Origin of the sequence: Acetobacter sp. DmW_125128 (assembly GCF_008704325.1) — a bacterium.
In the GTDB taxonomy this organism is placed as follows: domain Bacteria; phylum Pseudomonadota; class Alphaproteobacteria; order Acetobacterales; family Acetobacteraceae; genus Acetobacter; species Acetobacter oryzifermentans.
The window spans coordinates 15,956-33,627 of record NZ_VHOP01000013.1 but is presented as its reverse complement, the minus strand read 5'-3'; the positions used below and the strand labels follow the sequence as shown (position 1 = coordinate 33,627).

14 protein-coding genes, 2 tRNA genes and 1 pseudogene are annotated in these 17,672 nt (G+C 52.8%); 9 read left to right on the top strand and 8 right to left on the bottom strand.

Annotated elements, in window-relative coordinates; all coding sequences use genetic code 11:
• Positions 1 to 57: 57 nt before the first annotated feature.
• A complete protein-coding gene (locus FKW19_RS05920; protein ID WP_052013458.1) occupies positions 58 to 954 on the bottom strand; it encodes a ferredoxin--NADP reductase in 897 nt (298 codons plus the stop codon).
• Positions 955 to 1,272: 318 nt separating this feature from the next.
• On the opposite strand from FKW19_RS05920, the gene FKW19_RS05910 reads away from it, so the two are divergent.
• Positions 1,273 to 3,621, top strand: a complete 2,349-nt coding sequence (locus tag FKW19_RS05910; protein ID WP_089178364.1) for a helicase-related protein — start codon at positions 1,273 to 1,275, stop codon at positions 3,619 to 3,621.
• A gap of 53 nt (positions 3,622 to 3,674) precedes the next feature.
• Here the strand turns inward: FKW19_RS05910 and FKW19_RS05905 are convergent, their stop codons facing one another.
• The gene (locus tag FKW19_RS05905; protein ID WP_089178365.1) at positions 3,675 to 4,625 is read right to left on the bottom strand and encodes an SDR family oxidoreductase; all 951 of its coding nucleotides are present in this window, start codon (positions 4,623 to 4,625) and stop codon (positions 3,675 to 3,677) included.
• Positions 4,622 to 5,284 (bottom strand): DedA family protein, encoded by a 663-nt coding sequence (locus FKW19_RS05900; RefSeq protein WP_089178366.1) that lies wholly within the window; start codon positions 5,282 to 5,284, stop codon positions 4,622 to 4,624. Before FKW19_RS05900 ends, FKW19_RS05905 begins: the two co-directional genes overlap by 4 nt.
• 110 nt (positions 5,285 to 5,394) lie before the next feature.
• Between FKW19_RS05900 and FKW19_RS05895 the strand changes: the two are divergent.
• Positions 5,395 to 7,421: pseudogene (locus FKW19_RS05895) on the top strand (prolyl oligopeptidase family serine peptidase).
• 56 nt (positions 7,422 to 7,477) lie between these two features.
• Here the strand turns inward: FKW19_RS05895 and FKW19_RS05890 are convergent.
• From FKW19_RS05890 to FKW19_RS05875, 4 genes are all read right to left on the bottom strand, one after another.
• Complete coding sequence (locus FKW19_RS05890) at positions 7,478 to 9,112, bottom strand: NAD-dependent malic enzyme (RefSeq protein WP_063353292.1); 1,635 nt, start codon at positions 9,110 to 9,112, stop codon at positions 7,478 to 7,480.
• 148 nt (positions 9,113 to 9,260) lie between these two features.
• Positions 9,261 to 9,791, bottom strand: a complete 531-nt coding sequence (nusG, locus tag FKW19_RS05885) for a transcription termination/antitermination protein NusG (RefSeq protein ID WP_003629802.1) — start codon at positions 9,789 to 9,791, stop codon at positions 9,261 to 9,263.
• Between the two features lie 4 nt (positions 9,792 to 9,795).
• Complete coding sequence (secE, locus tag FKW19_RS05880; protein ID WP_003629800.1) at positions 9,796 to 9,990, bottom strand: preprotein translocase subunit SecE; 195 nt, start codon at positions 9,988 to 9,990, stop codon at positions 9,796 to 9,798.
• A gap of 143 nt (positions 9,991 to 10,133) precedes the next feature.
• A tRNA-Trp gene (locus FKW19_RS05875) sits at positions 10,134 to 10,210 on the bottom strand.
• A gap of 224 nt (positions 10,211 to 10,434) precedes the next feature.
• Between FKW19_RS05875 and FKW19_RS05870 the strand changes: the two genes are divergently transcribed.
• From FKW19_RS05870 to atpC, 6 genes are all read left to right on the top strand, one after another.
• Positions 10,435 to 10,508, top strand: a tRNA-Gly gene (locus FKW19_RS05870).
• 287 nt (positions 10,509 to 10,795) lie between these two features.
• A complete protein-coding gene (atpH, locus tag FKW19_RS05860) occupies positions 10,796 to 11,419 on the top strand; it encodes an ATP synthase F1 subunit delta (protein ID WP_006116700.1) in 624 nt (207 codons plus the stop codon).
• A complete protein-coding gene (gene atpA, locus FKW19_RS05855) occupies positions 11,419 to 12,954 on the top strand; it encodes a F0F1 ATP synthase subunit alpha (RefSeq protein ID WP_150150507.1) in 1,536 nt (511 codons plus the stop codon). Before atpH ends, atpA begins: the two co-directional genes overlap by 1 nt.
• Positions 12,955 to 12,971: 17 nt before the next feature.
• Entirely contained in the window at positions 12,972 to 13,862 is an 891-nt protein-coding gene (locus FKW19_RS05850; protein WP_006116702.1) for a F0F1 ATP synthase subunit gamma, read from the top strand.
• A 31-nt stretch (positions 13,863 to 13,893) separates the two neighbouring features.
• On the top strand, positions 13,894 to 15,366 hold the full coding sequence (gene atpD / locus FKW19_RS05845) for a F0F1 ATP synthase subunit beta (protein ID WP_006116703.1): 1,473 nt from the start codon (positions 13,894 to 13,896) through the stop codon (positions 15,364 to 15,366).
• 27 nt (positions 15,367 to 15,393) lie between these two features.
• Positions 15,394 to 15,804 (top strand): ATP synthase F1 subunit epsilon, encoded by a 411-nt coding sequence (gene atpC, locus FKW19_RS05840; protein ID WP_006116704.1) that lies wholly within the window; start codon positions 15,394 to 15,396, stop codon positions 15,802 to 15,804.
• 57 nt (positions 15,805 to 15,861) lie between these two features.
• Here atpC and queF read toward each other — a convergent pair whose 3' ends face one another.
• Positions 15,862 to 16,332 carry a preQ(1) synthase gene (queF, locus tag FKW19_RS05835; protein ID WP_035353890.1) on the bottom strand — a complete coding sequence of 157 codons (471 nt, stop codon included), beginning with the start codon at positions 16,330 to 16,332 and terminating at the stop codon, positions 15,862 to 15,864.
• Positions 16,333 to 16,451: 119 nt separating this feature from the next.
• Here queF and rnd point away from each other — a divergent pair, with 119 nt between their 5' ends.
• Positions 16,452 to 17,660: a ribonuclease D gene (gene rnd / locus FKW19_RS05830; RefSeq protein ID WP_035353888.1), complete on the top strand. Its 1,209-nt coding sequence runs from the start codon at positions 16,452 to 16,454 to the stop codon at positions 17,658 to 17,660.
• Positions 17,661 to 17,672 lie beyond the last annotated feature (12 nt).

The following is a 17,672-nucleotide window of genomic DNA, read 5'->3' as shown; positions in this document are numbered from 1 at the left end:
GAGCGCTCCTTTAATAATGTGTTTTAAGCGGCGGTATTGGGCATAAAAACGTGTGCCTTATCTTTCAGCAAACGCTTTTTCCACCACGTATGCACCTGGGGTGGACATGTTGCCTTCATCAAACCCACGCGCACGCAGCAGGGCTTCTGTATCAGCCAGCATTTCTGGAGAACCGCAGATCATGACGCGGTCATGTTCCGGGTCAAGCTCAGGAATGTTCAGATCCTTGAAGATCTTGCCCGATTCAATCAGCTTGGTGATGCGTTCTGTTACGGCAAAGTCTTCACGCGTAACGGCTGGGTAATATAGCAGCTTTTCCTTGATTTCTTCTCCAAGGAACTCGTGCTGTGGCAGTTCGTGGCGGATATGGTTGGAATATGCCAGCTCACCAGACAGACGTACAGTGTGTGTCAGAATAACGTGGTCATACCGTTCGTAGCATTCCGGATCCTTGATCAGGCTCATGAACGGGGCCAGCCCTGTGCCTGTAGAAAGGAAATACAGGTTACGGCCGGGGCGCAGGTTATCTAGCAGCAATGTGCCGGTTGGTTTGCGGCCGATCAGCACCGTATCACCCACCTTTACGTGGCGCAGGCGGGATGTCAGCGGGCCGTTGGGCACAGCAATGGAAAGAAATTCCATTTCATCCGCATAATTGGGGGATGCAATGGAATAGGCACGCAGCAGGGGCTTGCCGTCTACTTCAATCCCGATCATGGCAAACTGGCCGTTTTCAAAGCGCAGGCCGGGGTCACGGGTGGTGGTGAAGCTGAACAGGCGGTCCGTCCAGTGATGAACGGTCAGAACCTTGGCAGGGTAAAGGTGCCCGTATTCTTTGGTTGGCGGGGCGAGATGCCATACGCCTTCCTGTCCATCAACAGGCAGCAGGCCGCTGGGCACTTCAGAGGCGGACATCCGTGGCAGGATATCGTTTTCAAGCATGGTTTCAGACATGGACCGCTATGTACTCCGCTTGTAGCAGATCAGAACAATATGCTTTTGCGTAGTAGATACAAAAGCACCGTGAATTTCTTGCTGGCGGCGTTTTTAGAAGGGTGAGGCGTCTAATGCCAGTGTAAATTCATCACACAACGTGTTCGCGCAACACGTAACTGGCTGAAAACCGCCTGCCGCTTCTGTCTGCTGGGTGGGTTGGGGGCGTCACAATGGCCAAATCAGGCCATGGGGGCAAGGCAGATTTTTGATTTATTTTGCATGAAGTATGCCGCCAAGGCATTGTTCCGGCCCGCAGGATGACGCAAGAGAGAAGGCATGACGTCAGACAGCTCTGCTTCTCCAGCCCGTCAGGCTCTTGCCTGCGCTGTAGCCCACACCACCATTGCCCCAGAGGCCAAGGAAGAACACGAAGTTCTTCGTCGCCTTGCCCGCAATCTTGAGCCGGGTGCTCATGAGGTGCCGAATGAAACCTACCTGCAGGTTTTGTGCCAGGTGCGGCGCAAGCGCTGGATTTCCCGCTTGCTGGATAAAACACGTCGCAGTGGGCGAATATGGATTAGTCGGGAAGAAATAGAAGAAGCGGTTTCTGGTATTACAGACCCGCAGGCCGATGATAAGGCACTAGAGCGTGCGCTTGCGCCCGTGGCCGAGTCTCGCCTACGTGGGTATGCACCAACACCCAGAGCAGTGTTTGAAACGGTGCAGGCTGATCTGGTGGATACAGGGCGCGTGCTCTCTCCAGATCAGACAGATTTGCTGCTTATGGCTATTGCCGTGGCATTTGGCCTGCCAGAGGGAGACCCGTTTCTTGAAACGGCCCGGCGGGATGAAGCCCGCAGGCAGCAGGCCGCCAGTAAAATAGAACAGACAGCCCGCCAAAAGCGCAACAAGGAAGAAGCGCAGTTGCGGGAATGGGAAGAAAGTCTTGTTCCGTTTGCTGAAGTGCCACGCCTGCTGCGCTGCTCCCAACGTGAGGCTTTGCGCTGGATTGCAGAAAACCGTTTGCCGGTTGCCAGAAAGGTGCGCGAATCCGGCGGGCGTGAACGGTGGGAGTTTGATCCGGCTGCTTTGGTCGCCTTGCGTGGTAAGGTGGGAGATTGGCGGAAAGATAATGGCCGTGGGGCAGAAATTGGTGGTTCCAAAACGGCACCGGATATGGGCCGCAAGGTGGCCAATTCCGTTATTGCCCGCGTGGCGGCGTTAGATCGCTATGCCGCGCATTTTCGTACAGCACGTGCGCTCAACCGGCAGATTACGCTTGTTACAGGGCCAACCAATAGCGGTAAATCCTACACGGCTTTGAACGCATTGGCACAGGCCGAAAGTGGTCTGGCCTTAGCCCCGTTGCGATTGTTGGCTCATGAATTTCGTGAAGCGCTGGCTTCTAGAGGTGTTGAGGCGTCTCTTTCCACGGGTGAAGAACGGATTGTGGTGCCGGGCAGCAAGCATCTGGCTGCAACCGTAGAAATGTGCCCGTTTTACAGCCCCGTAGATGTAGCTGTTATTGATGAAGCCCAGATGCTGTTTGATACAGACCGCGGTGCAGCATGGACAGCCGCCATTATGGGGGCACCCGCGCGCCATCTCTATGTATTGGGGGCACCAGATTGTATTCCCATGGTGCGGCGTATTGCCGAACTGTGCGGTGATCCGCTGGATGAAATTTCTCTGGAGCGCAAAAGCCCGCTGCGTGCGGCATCGCACCCTGTGCGATTGGCGGATCTGGGGGCAGGGGATGCGCTGATTGCATTTTCCCGCCGTGAAGTTCTGGATTTACGCGCAGCCTTGCTTCAGCACGGCAAACGTGTGGCCGTGGTGTATGGAGCGTTAAGCCCAGAGGTGCGGCGTGCCGAAGCACAGCGTTTTAATGATGGAGAGGCCGATATTCTGGTGGCCACAGATGCCATTGGCATGGGGCTTAATCTTTCTATCAAGCGTGTGGTATTTGCGGCCCTGAAAAAATACGATGGCCGCCAGACGCGAGATTTAACCGTGCAGGAAGTGAAGCAGATTGGCGGGCGTGCGGGCCGTTTTGGCAAGCATGAAACCGGTGTTGTTACGGTTCTTGCTGGTGCGGGCAGCCCAACCTTTATTCGGCGGCAGTTGGAAGCAGACCCAGAACAGCCCGATGATTTGAGACCATATGTACAGCCCGATGCTGATATTGTGAAAGCTGTGGCAACGGAAATTGGCTCTCAAAGCTTGTATGGCGTTCTCTCACGGATTCACCGTGCCGTGTTGCGTAAAGATGATCCGAATTATCGCTTGTCAGATATGGAACAGGCTTTTGCCATTGCATCTGCTCTGGAAGGGGTAGAAGGGCTGGATCTGACAACGCGCTGGTCTTACGCCATGTGCCCGGTGGATGACCGAGATAATGGTATTCGCCGTTTGGTGGGTTGGGCGGCAGATCATGCGGCGGGGCGGCGCGTATTGCCACCGGGCACAGGCCGTTTACCCCCAAGTGAGCGGGCAGGGCGTGAAGAGCTGGAACGGGCCGAAAAACGGCACAAGCGTTTGGTGGCATGGCGTTGGTTGGCGCTACGCTTCCCCGAAATCTACCCAGATCGGGAAGAAGCGGAGGATACCACGCGCAGGCTGAATGATTGGATTGAAAGCGTATTACGGCAGCAGAGCCGCACACGCCGTTCGACCCGATTTTGAATACAAAAAGGGTGGTGTCTGGTTTCATGAGACACCACCCTTTTTGTAAGATATTACCAGCTTGTGCCGGTCAGCCTTTCAGAAACATCCCATAGGCGTGCGGCTGTGCTGCCTTTGCGCGCAGTGGGAGGAATATGGGCCGGGCCGGGTGGGCCGCGTCTTTCCTGATATCCTTGTGGGCCGTAATAATCCCCATCTCGCGCGGTGGGGGACAGTGCTGCGTACAAAATAGGCTCAGCCCCATGCGCAGCGGATTGCCCCATAGCGCGCAGAACGATGCTGCCCAGAAATTGTTCAATACGACCGAGAGGGGCGGGCAGACTAGCCGCTTGCCCATTAGCAATAATGGATGTGCTGGCCCAGCCAGGATGTGCTGCGCGTGCATGCACATTCCACCCTTGCTCACCTGCTCGGCGTGCCAATTCCATGGCAAAAAGTAGGTTGGCCAGCTTGCTTTGCTGATATGCCCCAAAAGGGCTGTAGCGATAACGGGATTGCAGATCATCAAAGCGAATGTGGCCTTTGCAGGCTGCCAAACTGGCAACACTTACAACAACACCTCCGCCCGGAGCACTTTCCAACAAATGTCGCAAATGGGCTGTCAGGGCAAAATGTCCTAAATGATTCACTCCAAACTGAAGCTCAAACCCGTTTTTGGTTTCCCTACGGCGTGTTGGGGCCATAACGCCCGCATTGTTGACCAGCAGGTTCAGCCTATCCGTATATTTTGTAACAGCGGCTGCACATTCTGCGACAGACTGGAGCGAAGAAAGATCCAGAGACAATGGGATAATCTGTGCATTTGGACATTCCGCTTTGATGCGGGATATGGCCTCACGCCCACGCTCTGCATGCCTTACAGGCAACAATAAACGTGCGCCCCTATGCGCGAGCCCCAAAGCAACCTGAAACCCCAGCCCACTATTGCCACCGGTTACAAGAGCAACCTGCCCTTTTAGGTCAGGCTGGCTGTGGTTAACGCGCCATGCTCTGCGCCCTGTCATGAGGGAAGAACTTTCAGGCGTTCATCCTGCTCGGCTGCTTTCATGGCTTCCTCCGTCAGACGTTTTTCATTGCGCTTGATGAATATGAACAAAGACCCAATCACAATACAGGCCACCGCTCCAAAGGCGATAGCCAGAGGGCCGGAAAGCCGGAGGATCTCATTGCCCAGCAGATAGGCAATAAGCGTGTAGCCTCCCGCCCAGAATATGCCACCAAGTGCGTTATGGAGCAGAAACGTATGCCACGGCATATGGTTCGCCCCAGCCAACAGGGCCACAAACATACGTAGCACGGCAATAAACCGCCCAAAAAATACAACCGGGCCGCCATGTTTAAGAAAAACGTAGCGCCCTAGCAAAAGGCGCTGAGATGTGAGGCCAATTTTAGGCCCGTATTTTTGTAACACTCTTAGCCCAACAAGATGGCCAATCAGATAGCCAAAATTGTCGCCCATAATGGCGCCCAGCACTCCGGCCAGTGCTACGCCCTCAATATGCAGTTTGTGCGTTGTGGCACAAAACAGCGCTCCGGTAATAAGCAGGCTTTCTGCTGGCAGCGGAAAGCCCATGCTTTCTAGCATTACCACAACCCCTACCACCCCATAACCGTAATGGGCGAAAAGGCTGCTTAGGTAATCTACCGAAAAGAAATTGTGCAAAGAGTGTAACAGAACAGAACATCCAATTTAGACAGAGCACGAGACTGCTCACGGCAGAAACCGTTCAGGTTCTGTTATGTCAAGCATTCTGCGTAAGAGTGTATGTCGGACTGCTTAACACGTGCAGTGTCTGGGCGCATGTTTTTCTGGATGCAACAGTCGGAATGGTAAAAATATCTGCATGAATAACACACCTCCTTTTTCTTCTTCTGTACAGCCAATGCCGTGTGGCACATGGCCTTCTCCTGTTACGCCGGATCTGGTGGCAGGAAAGACACTGTCCTTTTCCGAGGTTCGGGCCGTAGAAAATACAGTTTTCTGGCTGGAACGGCGCCCTGCAGAGGCAGGTCGCTCTGTGCTGATGCGGTGGACTCAGGCAGAAGGGGCCTCTGAGGCACTGGCGCCAGATACAGATGTAGCAACCCGCGTGCACGAGTATGGTGGCGGAGCTTATGCAGTTAAAAGCGGGAGCATTGCCTATTCTGATAAACGCACAGGAAATGTGTGGCTGCGTAGGGAATCAGAAACCGAAGCGGTTTTTATGGCCGGAGAGGCAGGGCTTCGGTTTGCAGATCTGCGGTTTGATGTGAATTCTGAAGCAGTGCTGGCCGTGCGGGAAGATCACCAAAAAGCGGGAGAAGCCAAAACGGCACTGGTGGCGTTACACGTGCAGGGCAACAAAGCCGGTGTCGTGCTTAAAGCTGGAGCAGATTTTTATGCGGCCCCGGCTTTTTCACTAGATGGGAAATGGGTGACGTGGGTTGAGTGGGATCACCCCAACATGCCGTGGGATGCTACGCGCCTGTGTCTTGCCCGTGTTCAGCGAAATGCTTCAGGCGAAATCTGCGGCATTGCAGATGCCCGTGTGTTGGCAGGTGAACAAACAAGCGAATCGCTTATAGAGCCGCGATGGGCATCTGATGGGCGATTATTGGTTCTGTCTGATCGTTCAGGAAGCTGGACTATATGGAACGTCCATTGGCAGGAAAACAACCCAACTTTATCCCGCTATCATGCCCCAGAAGGCGAGATAGGGCAGCCTGCATGGGTATTTGGGCAGAGTAGTTATCAACTGCTTAAAAATGAGGGCTGTCTGATTTTGGCAGTTACGCAGGGGCAGGCAACATGCTGGATAAAACCGGATCGAGCCTCTGATTACCGCATCTTCCATGCCAAACCGGATCAATGCCCCGTTCCCTTGGCAGATGGTCGTTTTGCCTGGTTGCAAGCGCCGCCAGATGCGCTGCCTTCTGTTGTGGTGGGTATGCCAGAGAATGGGGCAGAGATTATTTTGCAGCGTTCATCAACAGAACGGCTGGATGCGGCAGATATTTCCATTCCCGAATCGATTCGTTTTTCGGTGGACGGAGAAAATGGCCTATGTGGCCATGCCTTCTTTTACCCTCCTACCAACCAGCATGCATCTGTGCCAAAGGATGAGTTACCCCCCATGGTTGTGCAGGTGCACGGAGGCCCCACAGCTCGGGCGCAGGAAGGACTATCTTTTAAAATCCAGTGGTGGACGTCTCGCGGCTTTGCTGTGTTAGATGTGAATTATGGTGGCTCTACCGGATTCGGGCGCGCATGGCGGAATCGTCTGAAAGGCCAGTGGGGTGTGGTGGATGTGGCAGATTGTCTGTCTGCTTGCCGTGCCGTTGTGGAATCGGGGCGAGTAGATCCGAATCGCATAGCTATTCGTGGTTCCAGTGCAGGGGGCATGACCGTACTGGTAGCGTTGGCTGTTTCAGATATATTTGCAGCAGGTGTGAGTCTGTATGGCGTAACCGATCTGCGAGCCTTGGCGCAGGAAACACATAAATTTGAAGCACGCTACCTAGATGGTCTGATTGGCCCGTGGCCAGAAGCTGAGGCACTTTATCTACAGCGCTCTCCAATCTCCGTTGCCGATCAGATTCGTGCACCGGTGCTGCTGTTGCAGGGTATGGACGATAAAGTGGTGCCGCCAGAACAGGCCTATTCTATGGCGGATGCCTTAAAAGCAGCAGGCACTCCGGTAACTTTACGAGAATTTGAAGGAGAAGGGCATGGCTTCCGTAAGGAGGCGACTATTCGTGCCGCTTTTGCGGAAGAGTTGGCTTTTTATGCCCGTGTGTTTGGATTTGCTACGCAAAACTAACCTGTAGAAATGGAAAATGGCTGAAGGACGGTTGTTCCTTCAGCCATTGTTCGTGGTCAGTCTGTATAGCGTGGCTTGTAAGTCAGATTTTCAATCCACGCCCGAATGTCTGTGGGGCGTTCAACGGTTGCGGCATCTTTATCAAAAATAAACTCCGCAATACGTGTGGCGGAGGTGATGGACACTTCCAGAATATCGCTTTGTGGCGGGAACAAACGGCCCCGTTCACGCGCTGCCGGATCTACCTGATCTGCCAGAGCCTGTGCGGCTTCAATCACCATTTCATCTGTAATCAGCTTGGGGCGCGTAGCATATACGGCCAGCCCTAAAGCCGGAAAGATGTAGAAATTATTAGCCTGGCCCGGATAGAACGTACGATCATTATACGTCACTTCCGGATACTGTAGGCCTGCTGCAAAAAGTGCGCGGCCTTTAGACCATTCATAGGCTTGCTCAGCCGTGCATTCCCCATTTTTCTGTGGCAGAGAAAGCGGGAAAATAATGGGGCGTTCATTCAGTTTGCTCATTTCTTCCACCACCTCTTGGGTGAAAGAACCGCCAGCAGTGGAAACACCAATCAGCACTGTGGGTTTAACAGTTTTGATCGTGCCCAGCAGATCACGTGATGGCGGAAGATTTTTGGCAAAACGTTCCTGCTCAGGCAGCAGATCAGAGCGGGATGTTTCTAAAAGACCGTTCACATCCATCAATGTAATGCGGTCAATGGCTTCCTGTTCAGATAGCCCTTCCTGTTTCAAGGCGGAAACCAGCATATCGGCAGTGCCGATGCCAGAGGAACCCGCTCCCAAGAACAAGAAGCGTTGTTGGGCCAGCGATTCGTTCTTGATTTTCAGGGCTGTAATCAGGCCAGCCAGCGTAACGGCAGCTGTGCCCTGAATATCATCATTATAGCACAGCACACGATCATGATATTTTTTGAGGTAGCGTAGGGCATCTGTGCCCTTCCAATCCTCAAAATGGATACAGCTTTGCGGGAAAACTTCCTGCACGGCCTGAATGAATTCTTCCACAAAAGAATCCAGCTCTTCTATCGGCGGTGGTTCACGCCGTAGGCCCAGATACAGAGGATCGGCTCTTAGGGCGCTGTTTGTGGTACCAATATCAAGCTGCACAGGCAAAAGCGAATCGGGAGGTACTGCACCGCAAGCCGTATACAGATCCAGCTTACCAATGGGGATACCCATGCCGTTTACGCCAATATCTCCAAGCCCCAGAATACGGCCACCTGTGGTCACGCACATAAAACGAACATTTTCCATAGGCCAGTTGCGCAGCACGTCTTTAATGCGGCCACGCATATCCAAGCTGATATACATGCCGCGCGGACGGCGATAGATATGGCTGAACTGTTGGCATACGGCGGCCAGCGTGGGTGCGTACACAATTGGTACGAATCGGGCCGGGTTAGACATTAAAACCTTGTAAAACAGGGTTTCGTTCTGGTCGCGCAGGCCACTCAGATAGATGTAGCGTTCCAGATTGCTGGGTTTGGCCTCAAGATGGCGGTGGATACGCTCTACCTGTCTGTCTAGGTTTTCAACTTGTGTGGGTAACAGTCCTTCCAGCCCATAAAGGCGGCGCTCTTCCTCGGTAAACGCCGTGCCCTTGTTCAGGTGCGCATTATTAAGAAGGGCCATTCCTCGCAGTTGGGGCGTGGAAGCAGATGGCATGATAACTCCATGAATTGTGAGGCCAAGGGCAAGATTACAGCGGTTTTTTATGCAGAGGGGAAGGGTGCAAAACAGCAGGTCTGGGTTAAGACAATAAAAAAGGCGGCACCAAGGCCGCCTTGAGTTCTTGCAAATGGGAAAGCTGATTTTACAGCTTTTCCACCTGATTGTATTCCAGATCCACTGGTGTGGAGCGCCCAAAAATGGAGACACTTACTTTCAAGCGGCCTTTTTCTTCGTCCACTTCCTCAATTACACCATTGAAGGATGTGAACGGACCATCTGCCACACGAATCTGCTCACCCACTTCAAACGATACGGCAGAACGAGGATGCTGCACACCTTCTTCTGTCTGCTTGATAATGCGTTCAGCTTCAGCCGCAGAAATAGGGGTAGGGCGATTTCTGGTTCCCAGAAAGCCCGTAACCTTTGGCGTGTCTTTTACCAAGTGCCACGTTTCGTCAGTCATTTCCATTTTGACGAGCACATAGCCGGGGAAGAACTTGCGTTCAGTATTCACCTTCTGGCCACGACGCACTTCAATGACTTCCTCGGAAGGCACCAGAATTTCATCAATATGGTCGCTCAGGCCCTTCTGTTCCGCTTCTTCGCGAATGTGCTGGGCAATTTTCTTTTCGAAGCCCGAATAGACGTGAACCACATACCAGCGCTTGGCCATGTCGTTAGCCTCCCAGCCCGAAAAGTTGACGCACACCGAGACCGATCAGCTGGTCAACAAAAAAGAAGAAAATGGATGCCATGCCTGCCATGGCCAGAACGGCGCCCGTGGTAACCAAGGTAGCACGGCGGGTGGGCCATGTGACCCGTTCCGCCTCGGCACGCACATCATGCAGGAACTTACCGGGACTGAACGACACGAACCACCCTTTCTACACTGCACGGAAACCGGATATTTTTCCGGTGGCAGTCCTGAATACACCACACATTCCACACAGGATTTCCGCGTTGAAACTTAGAAAAACGAGGCGGAACTACGGCGCAGAACCTGCAATCTTAAACCTGGCAGGGGTGGAGGGTCTCGAACCCACAACCTCCGGTTTTGGAGACCGGCGCTCTAGCCAATTGAGCTACACCCCTACAGCCTGTCTGCCGTAGCTGGATCAAAGCTATAACGGATAACCGCCAGCCTGACCAGCCACTTAACAGCAGCCTTTGCAGGTGGCGGAAGAAAATATGTTGTGGGCTTAAAGTCAAGAGGGAAACAACAAGTGCCCGCTCTTTTTTAGCGTGTGATCAAAAATTTTCTCTTCAAACTTGCAAAATGTTGTCTTTGGGGTTAGTGGCAAAAACACAAGAAATATGCGGGCATAGCATAGTGGTAATGCAGTAGCCTTCCAAGCTACTGAGGAGGGTTCGATTCCCTCTGTCCGCTCCATCTTACATTTCCCAAAAATTTGGCAGTTCAAAAATTCTCGCCGTGGCATCTCGTAGATGTTGAGGGTGAGTTTTTTATTACGTGTCTGGCGTCTTTTTGTGTTTCGTGGTTTGTGGTGGTTTATAGCCTGTTTTTGCACGCTTTTGGTGGTGTAAACAGGTGCGGAAATAAAAATGGCGCGTCAGGGATGTTGCGTGGGGCTGATGAGCATGCTAGAGGCCGCGCCGATGGTTGCGTGCTGTAAGGCCTTTAACGGATAAGCTGCGGCACCGTCAGAGTTTGTTAGTGTGGAATGCCGGCGCGCACAGAAGGAAAGAACCAAAAGAGTGGTGGCCTCGGGCGTAACGACAGCACAACCGGTTGCTTTTGCTTCCAATGGTCTTGAAGGCCGTTATGCAACGGCGCTTTATGATCTTGCAGCCGAACAGCGCCAGTTGGATGCAGTGCTTGATGAAGGTGCCGCACTTGCGCGCCTGATTGATGAAAGTGCGCCTTTGCGCACAGTCCTGGAAGACAGGCGTCTTGATGTCCTTGTATCTCGCAAAGCCGTTTTGGCTGTGCTTGAGGCGCAGGGGTTCGGGCAGACTCTTCGTAATTTTGTAGGCGTTGTGGCTGATAACCGCCGCCTGCCTGTTTTGCGCCGGATTCTGGCTGCGCTTGATGCGTTGGCTGTTTCCCGCCGGGGTGAAGTGGTGGCAGAAGTTGCCAGCGCTTATCCGCTTACGCCTGAGCAGCGTGCCCAAGTGCAGGCACGGCTGGCAGAAGCCGGATACTCCCGTATTAATATTCGCGAGCGTGTCGATTCCTCCCTCCTCGGCGGTTTGGTCGTGCGGGTGGGGGCAAAGCTTTATGACGCCAGCCTTAAGACTCGCCTGTTTCGTTTGCATTACGCCATGAAGGGAGCCGCGTGATGGAAATCCGTCCCGCAGAGATTTCGGATATCCTCAAGCAGCAGATTGCCTCGTTCGACAAGGAATCTGATGTTGTCGAAACCGGCACGATTCTGTCTGTTGGAGACGGTATTGCCCGTGTGTTCGGCCTGCAGAATGTAATGTCAGGCGAACTGGTGGACTTTCCGACCGCCGGTCAGAAGGGCATGGCCCTGAACCTGGAAAGCGATAACGTCGGTATCGTTATTTTTGGTGATGACACCAACATCCGTGAAGGTGACACGGTCACACGTTCCGGTATGGTGGTGAGCGTCCCTGTCGGTAAGGGACTTCTTGGCCGTGTTGTTGATGGTCTGGGTAACCCGATCGACGGCAAAGGCCCACTGACGGACGTTGAGTTGCGCCGCGCCGAAGTAAAAGCGCCGGGCATTATGCCGCGTCAGTCCGTGCATGAACCTATGCAGACCGGTATTAAGGCTATTGATGCCCTCGTGCCAGTTGGTCGCGGTCAGCGTGAACTGGTGATTGGTGACCGTCAGACTGGTAAAACCACCATTCTGACAGACACTATTCTTGCCCAGAAAACAGTGAATGATGAAGGTGACGATAAAAAGTCACTGTACTGCATTTACGTTGCCATCGGCCAGAAGCGTTCCACAGTTGCGCAGCTTGTGCGTCTGCTGGAAGAAAAAGGCGCGATGAAATATTCCATCGTCGTTGCGGCCACTGCATCTGACCCGGCTCCGTTGCAGTATCTGGCGCCTTATGTTGCTTGCGCAATGGGTGAATACTTCCGTGACAACGGTATGCATGCCCTGATCTGCTACGATGACCTTTCCAAGCAGGCTGTGGCTTATCGTCAGATGTCCCTGCTGCTGCGTCGTCCGCCAGGCCGTGAAGCTTATCCGGGTGACGTGTTCTTCCTGCATTCCCGTTTGCTGGAACGCGCTGCGAAGATGTCTGACGAATATGGCGCTGGTTCTCTTACGGCTCTGCCTGTTATTGAAACGCAGGCTGGTGACGTTTCTGCCTATATTCCGACAAATGTTATTTCCATTACAGATGGTCAGATCTTCCTTGAAACCGACCTGTTCTATCGCGGCATTCGTCCTGCGGTAAATGTGGGTGGCTCAGTGTCTCGTGTGGGTTCTGCTGCACAGATCAAGGCCATGAAGCAGGTTGCGGGTAAGATTAAGCTAGAACTGGCGCAGTATCGTGAAATGGCTGCGTTCTCTCAGTTTGCATCTGATCTTGATCCGGCAACTCAGAAGATGCTGGCACGTGGTGCCCGTCTGGTTGAGTTGCTGAAGCAGAGTCAGTCTTCTCCGCTTACTGTTGAAGAACAGGTTGTTGTGCTCTTTGCCGGCACCCGTGGTTTTGTTGATGGTATTGCTGTCGATAAGGTTGTGGGTTGGGAGCGTGCGCTGCTGAACGATGTGCGTAGCGCAGGTAAAGATATTCTGGATACCATTAAAAAGGAAAAGGCCATTTCCAAAGATCTGGAAGCGCGCCTGACAGAATACCTGACAACCTTCAACCGCAACTTTGCCGGCTAAGAGGGTAGAATCGTCCAATGGCTTCCCTGAAGGAACTCCGCGCGCGTATCGGAAGTATCAAATCGACACGGAAGATCACGAGCGCCATGAAAATGGTGGCGGCTGCTAAGCTGCGGCGGGCTCAGGCCAGTGCGGAAGCCGCAGCTCCCTATGCAGCGGCCATGCGCCGTATGCTAGGTGAGCTTGCTGCCGCTACAAAAGGTGAGGACGGTGGTCCACGCCTTTTGGCAGGCACAGGTCAGGATAAGGTGCATTTGTTAGTGCCTCTGACCAGTGATCGTGGGCTTTGTGGCGGTTTTAATTCCAATGTACATCGCTTAACAGTGCAGACAATTCGTCGCCTTCAGTCTGAAGGTAAAACGGTTAAACTGCTCCCTGTTGGCCGTCGTGCATTTAACTTCTTCTCGCGTGATTATGCTGATCTTATCATTGATAAGGTTATCGGTGTCAGCGGTAAGGAAGTACCTTTTTCTGCTGCTAGCAATCTGGGTGAAAAAATCAACACCCTGCTGGAAGCAGGAGAAATTGATGTTTGTACCCTAGTGTTCAACAAGTTTAAAAACGCGATGACACAGGTACCGACATGTCAGCAGCTGGTGCCCATGGTTATGGATGAGGCAGAAGAAAAACCTGCTGCGGCATCTAATGATGTGGCTCTGTATGAATTTGAACCAGATGAAGCAACGCTGCTGGAAATGCTGCTGCCGCGTAATCTGCAGGTTCAAATTTATGCTTCGCTGCTTGAAACCGCAGCGGGCGAGAACGGTGCCCGTATGACGGCAATGGATAACGCTACGCGTAATGCTGGCCGTTCCATTGATAGTCTGAGCAAGGTTTATAACAGAACCCGCCAGACAAACATTACTAACGAATTGATCGAAATCATTTCGGGCGCACAGGCTGTCTGAGCCCGCTCGTTTGCCCCGCAGGAGCTGACCCATGTCGGATACCACAACCCAGACCCAGGCCCCTGCGGCCACGAAGACCAATGCAGTTGGCCGCATTACCGAGATTAAGGGCCCGGTTGTTGACGTACAGTTCGAAGGTGAACTGCCTAAAATTCTGAATGCCTTGCACGTCAAGCTGGGTGATCAGACACTGGTGCTGGAAGTTGCTCAGGAAATTGGTGAGCACGAAGTGCGCTGCATTGCCATGGACAGCACAGACGGTTTGGTCCGTGGTGCAGAAGTGGCTGATACAGGCGCACAGATTACTGTGCCAGTTGGCCCAGAAACACTTGGCCGTATCCTAAACGTTATTGGTGAGCCGATTGACGAAAAAGGTCCTATCCCGACCTCTCGTCGTGCGCCTATTCACCGTCAGGCACCTTCTTTCGAAGATCAGGCTGCCGCATCAGAAATTCTGATGACCGGTATTAAGGTTGTTGATCTGCTCTGCCCTTACCTTAAAGGTGGTAAGATTGGCCTGTTCGGTGGTGCCGGTGTGGGCAAAACCGTTATTATTCAGGAACTGATCAATAACATCGCAAAGGCGCATGGTGGTGTGTCCGTGTTTGCTGGTGTTGGTGAACGTACCCGTGAAGGGAACGACCTGTATTACGAAATGCAGGATGCTGGCGTTATCAAGCTGGGTGAAAACGGTTCTACCGAAGGCTCCAAAGTGGCGCTTGTATTCGGGCAGATGAACGAACCGCCGGGTGCCCGTGCCCGTGTTGCTCTTACCGGTCTGACACTGGCTGAATACTTCCGTGACGAAGAAAATCAGGACGTTCTGTTCTTCGTTGATAACATCTTCCGCTTCACACAGGCTGGTTCGGAAGTGTCCGCTCTGCTGGGCCGTATTCCTTCTGCTGTGGGTTATCAGCCTACGCTGGCTACAGAAATGGGCGCCCTGCAGGAACGTATTACGTCCACCAAAAAGGGCTCTATTACATCTGTGCAGGCCGTGTACGTGCCAGCGGATGACTTGACTGACCCTGCTCCGGCCGCGACCTTTGCCCACTTGGACGCAACCACGGTTCTTAACCGTTCAATTGCAGAAATGGGTATTTACCCAGCAGTGGATCCGCTGGATTCTACATCACGTGCTCTGGACCCGCAGATTGTTGGTCAGGAACATTATGATGTGGCCTGTGAAGTGCAGCGTATTCTGCAGACCTACAAATCTTTGCAGGACATCATCGCCATTCTGGGTATGGATGAACTGTCTGAAGACGATAAACTGATTGTGGCACGTGCCCGTCGTATTCAGCGCTTCCTGTCTCAGCCGTTCCATGTGGCAGAAGTGTTTACGGGTGCGCCGGGTAAGCTGGTTTCCGTGGCTGATACCGTACGTTCCTTTAAAGCCATCTGTGCTGGCGAATATGACGATCTGCCAGAAGCCGCCTTCTACATGGTGGGTTCTATTGAAGATGTTATTGCCAAGGCCGAAAAACTGAGGGAGTCGGCCTAACAGCCGGCTTCGGGAAGGAGCGCATTCATGCCGATCCAGATTGAGATAATCAGTCCTGAAAAGGTTCTGGTGTCGCGTGAAGTAGATATGGCTGTCCTGCCTGGCATGGAAGGTGATATTGCCGCCATGCCAGAACGGGCACCCATGATGCTTCTTCTGCGTGGTGGTATTGTTGCCCTGTATGACGGGGATACGGTGAAGGATCGCTACTTTGTTGGCGGTGGCTTTGCAGACATTACCCCAACACGTTGTACCGTATTGGCTGATAAGGCTGTGCCGGTAAGCGAAATTTCTATCGATAATGCAACAGCTCAGCTAGAAGCATTGTCTGAAGCTTGGGATCAGGCAGATAAGACGGATACAACCCGCCTTAGCGTTCTGCAGGATCAGATTCAGGCCGTACGTGCTGAAATCGAAGCCGGCTCTCCAGCTAACTGAGGTTGGTGCAAGTATCATAAAAAAAAGCCACCTATATGGTGGCTTTTTTTATGCCTTTTAGCCGCGGCCTCGATAAGTAGGTACATCTTGTGCAGGTACCCATACACCAGCGGGTGGTTCACCCGTTTGCCAGAATACATCAATGGGAATACCGCCGCGGGGGTACCAGTAGGCACCTATTCTCAGCCAGCGTGGTGCTAACCTTTCAACAAGGGTATTCGCAATCTGGATTGAGCAGGCTTCATGGAAAGCACCATGGTTACGAAAGCTGGTCAGGTATAGTTTGAGTGATTTGCTTTCTACAATCCATTGATCCGGCACATAATCAATCACAATGTGTGCAAAATCAGGCTGGCCGGTAATGGGGCAAAGCGAAGTGAATTCTGGTGCAGTGAATCGCACCAGATAGTGTTTGTCTGGATAAGGAGCTGGCACACGTTCCAGAATGGCTTCTTCTGGACTTTGTGGGGCAGCAACTTGTTTGCCAAGTTGGGTTAGCTGGTTGCGGCCATCGTCTGGTGGGTTCATTTTGTGCTCCTGCACATGTGGTTTTTTGCAGATGTTCCGTGAGTCGGCTCTTTCGTCAAGTTTCACGTGTAACGTTTGGTCACTTCTTTTTCTAACGGTCTGGATGTATGAAGAAAAACATGGCCAGATCAGCAACACCTGCATTTCCTCCCGCGCGTCTTATTTCCTCTACTCAGGAGTTAGAGGCGGCTCTTGCACCTTTCCATAATGAAAGCTTCGTAACGGTTGATACGGAGTTTATGCGGGAGCAGACATACTGGCCGGAACTCTGCCTGGTTCAGATTGGCGCAACTCATGATATCGTGTTGATAGATGCGCTGGCTGAAGGTATTGACCTTACCCCGCTGAAAAATCTTTTTGCAGATACAGCGGTGCTCAAGGTGTTTCATGCTGCCCGGCAGGATCTGGAAATTTTTCTGCATCTGTTTGATGCCTTACCGACTCCGCTTTTTGATACGCAAGTGGCGGCAATGGTGGCCGGGTTTGGAGATCAGGTTGGGTATGACAGTCTGGTTGGCTCTCTTACTGGGCATATGATTGATAAAAGCCACCGTTTTACAGATTGGTCTGTACGCCCCCTGTCTCCTGCTCAGCTTACATATGCTGCAGGCGATGTAACGTGGCTGCGCTTGGTTTATGAACGGCTTGTTAAAAAACTGGAGCAGGAACAGCGTTTGGATTGGGTTGCGGCAGAAATGGCCGAGCTGGAAGATCCAGCCACATTTCGTCCCGATCCTGAAAAACAGTGGGAGCGTTTACGCGCCCGCACCAATAACCGGCGTATGCTTGCTGTTTTGCGTGCCATTGCAGCTTTGCGTGAGCGGGAAGCGCAACGGGTAAATGTTCCGCGCCAACGGCTTGTGAAAGATGAGAGTCTGCTGGAAATTGCTGCAACGACTCCTTCAACTCCCGAAGCTTTAACCCGTGTTCGGGGTGTTTCTCGCGGGTTGGCAGAAGGGCGTACAGGGCACGCCTTGTTGCAAGCTATCAAGCAGGCACAGGCTTTGCCAGACTCGGAGCTGCCGCGTTCTCCGCGTGGCAAAAGCAAAGATACGCCACGGCCTTCTGCATCGTTGGTGGCATTGTTGAAGGTGCTTTTAACATCTTGCTGTGAAAAGCACGATGTTGCCCCGCGTTTGGTGGCCTCTGCTGATGATCTGGATGCCTTGGCGTTAGATCCTTCTCAGCCTCATGCCGTGTTGGCCGGGTGGCGACGCAAGGTGTTTGGTGAAACAGCGCAGGCTTTGTGCGAAGGGAAAATAGCCTTATGCGTAAAGTCTGGCCGCGTTGTGGCTATTCCGCAGAATATGGATGTGCCTTCCGCTTAAATAAAAGCAGAA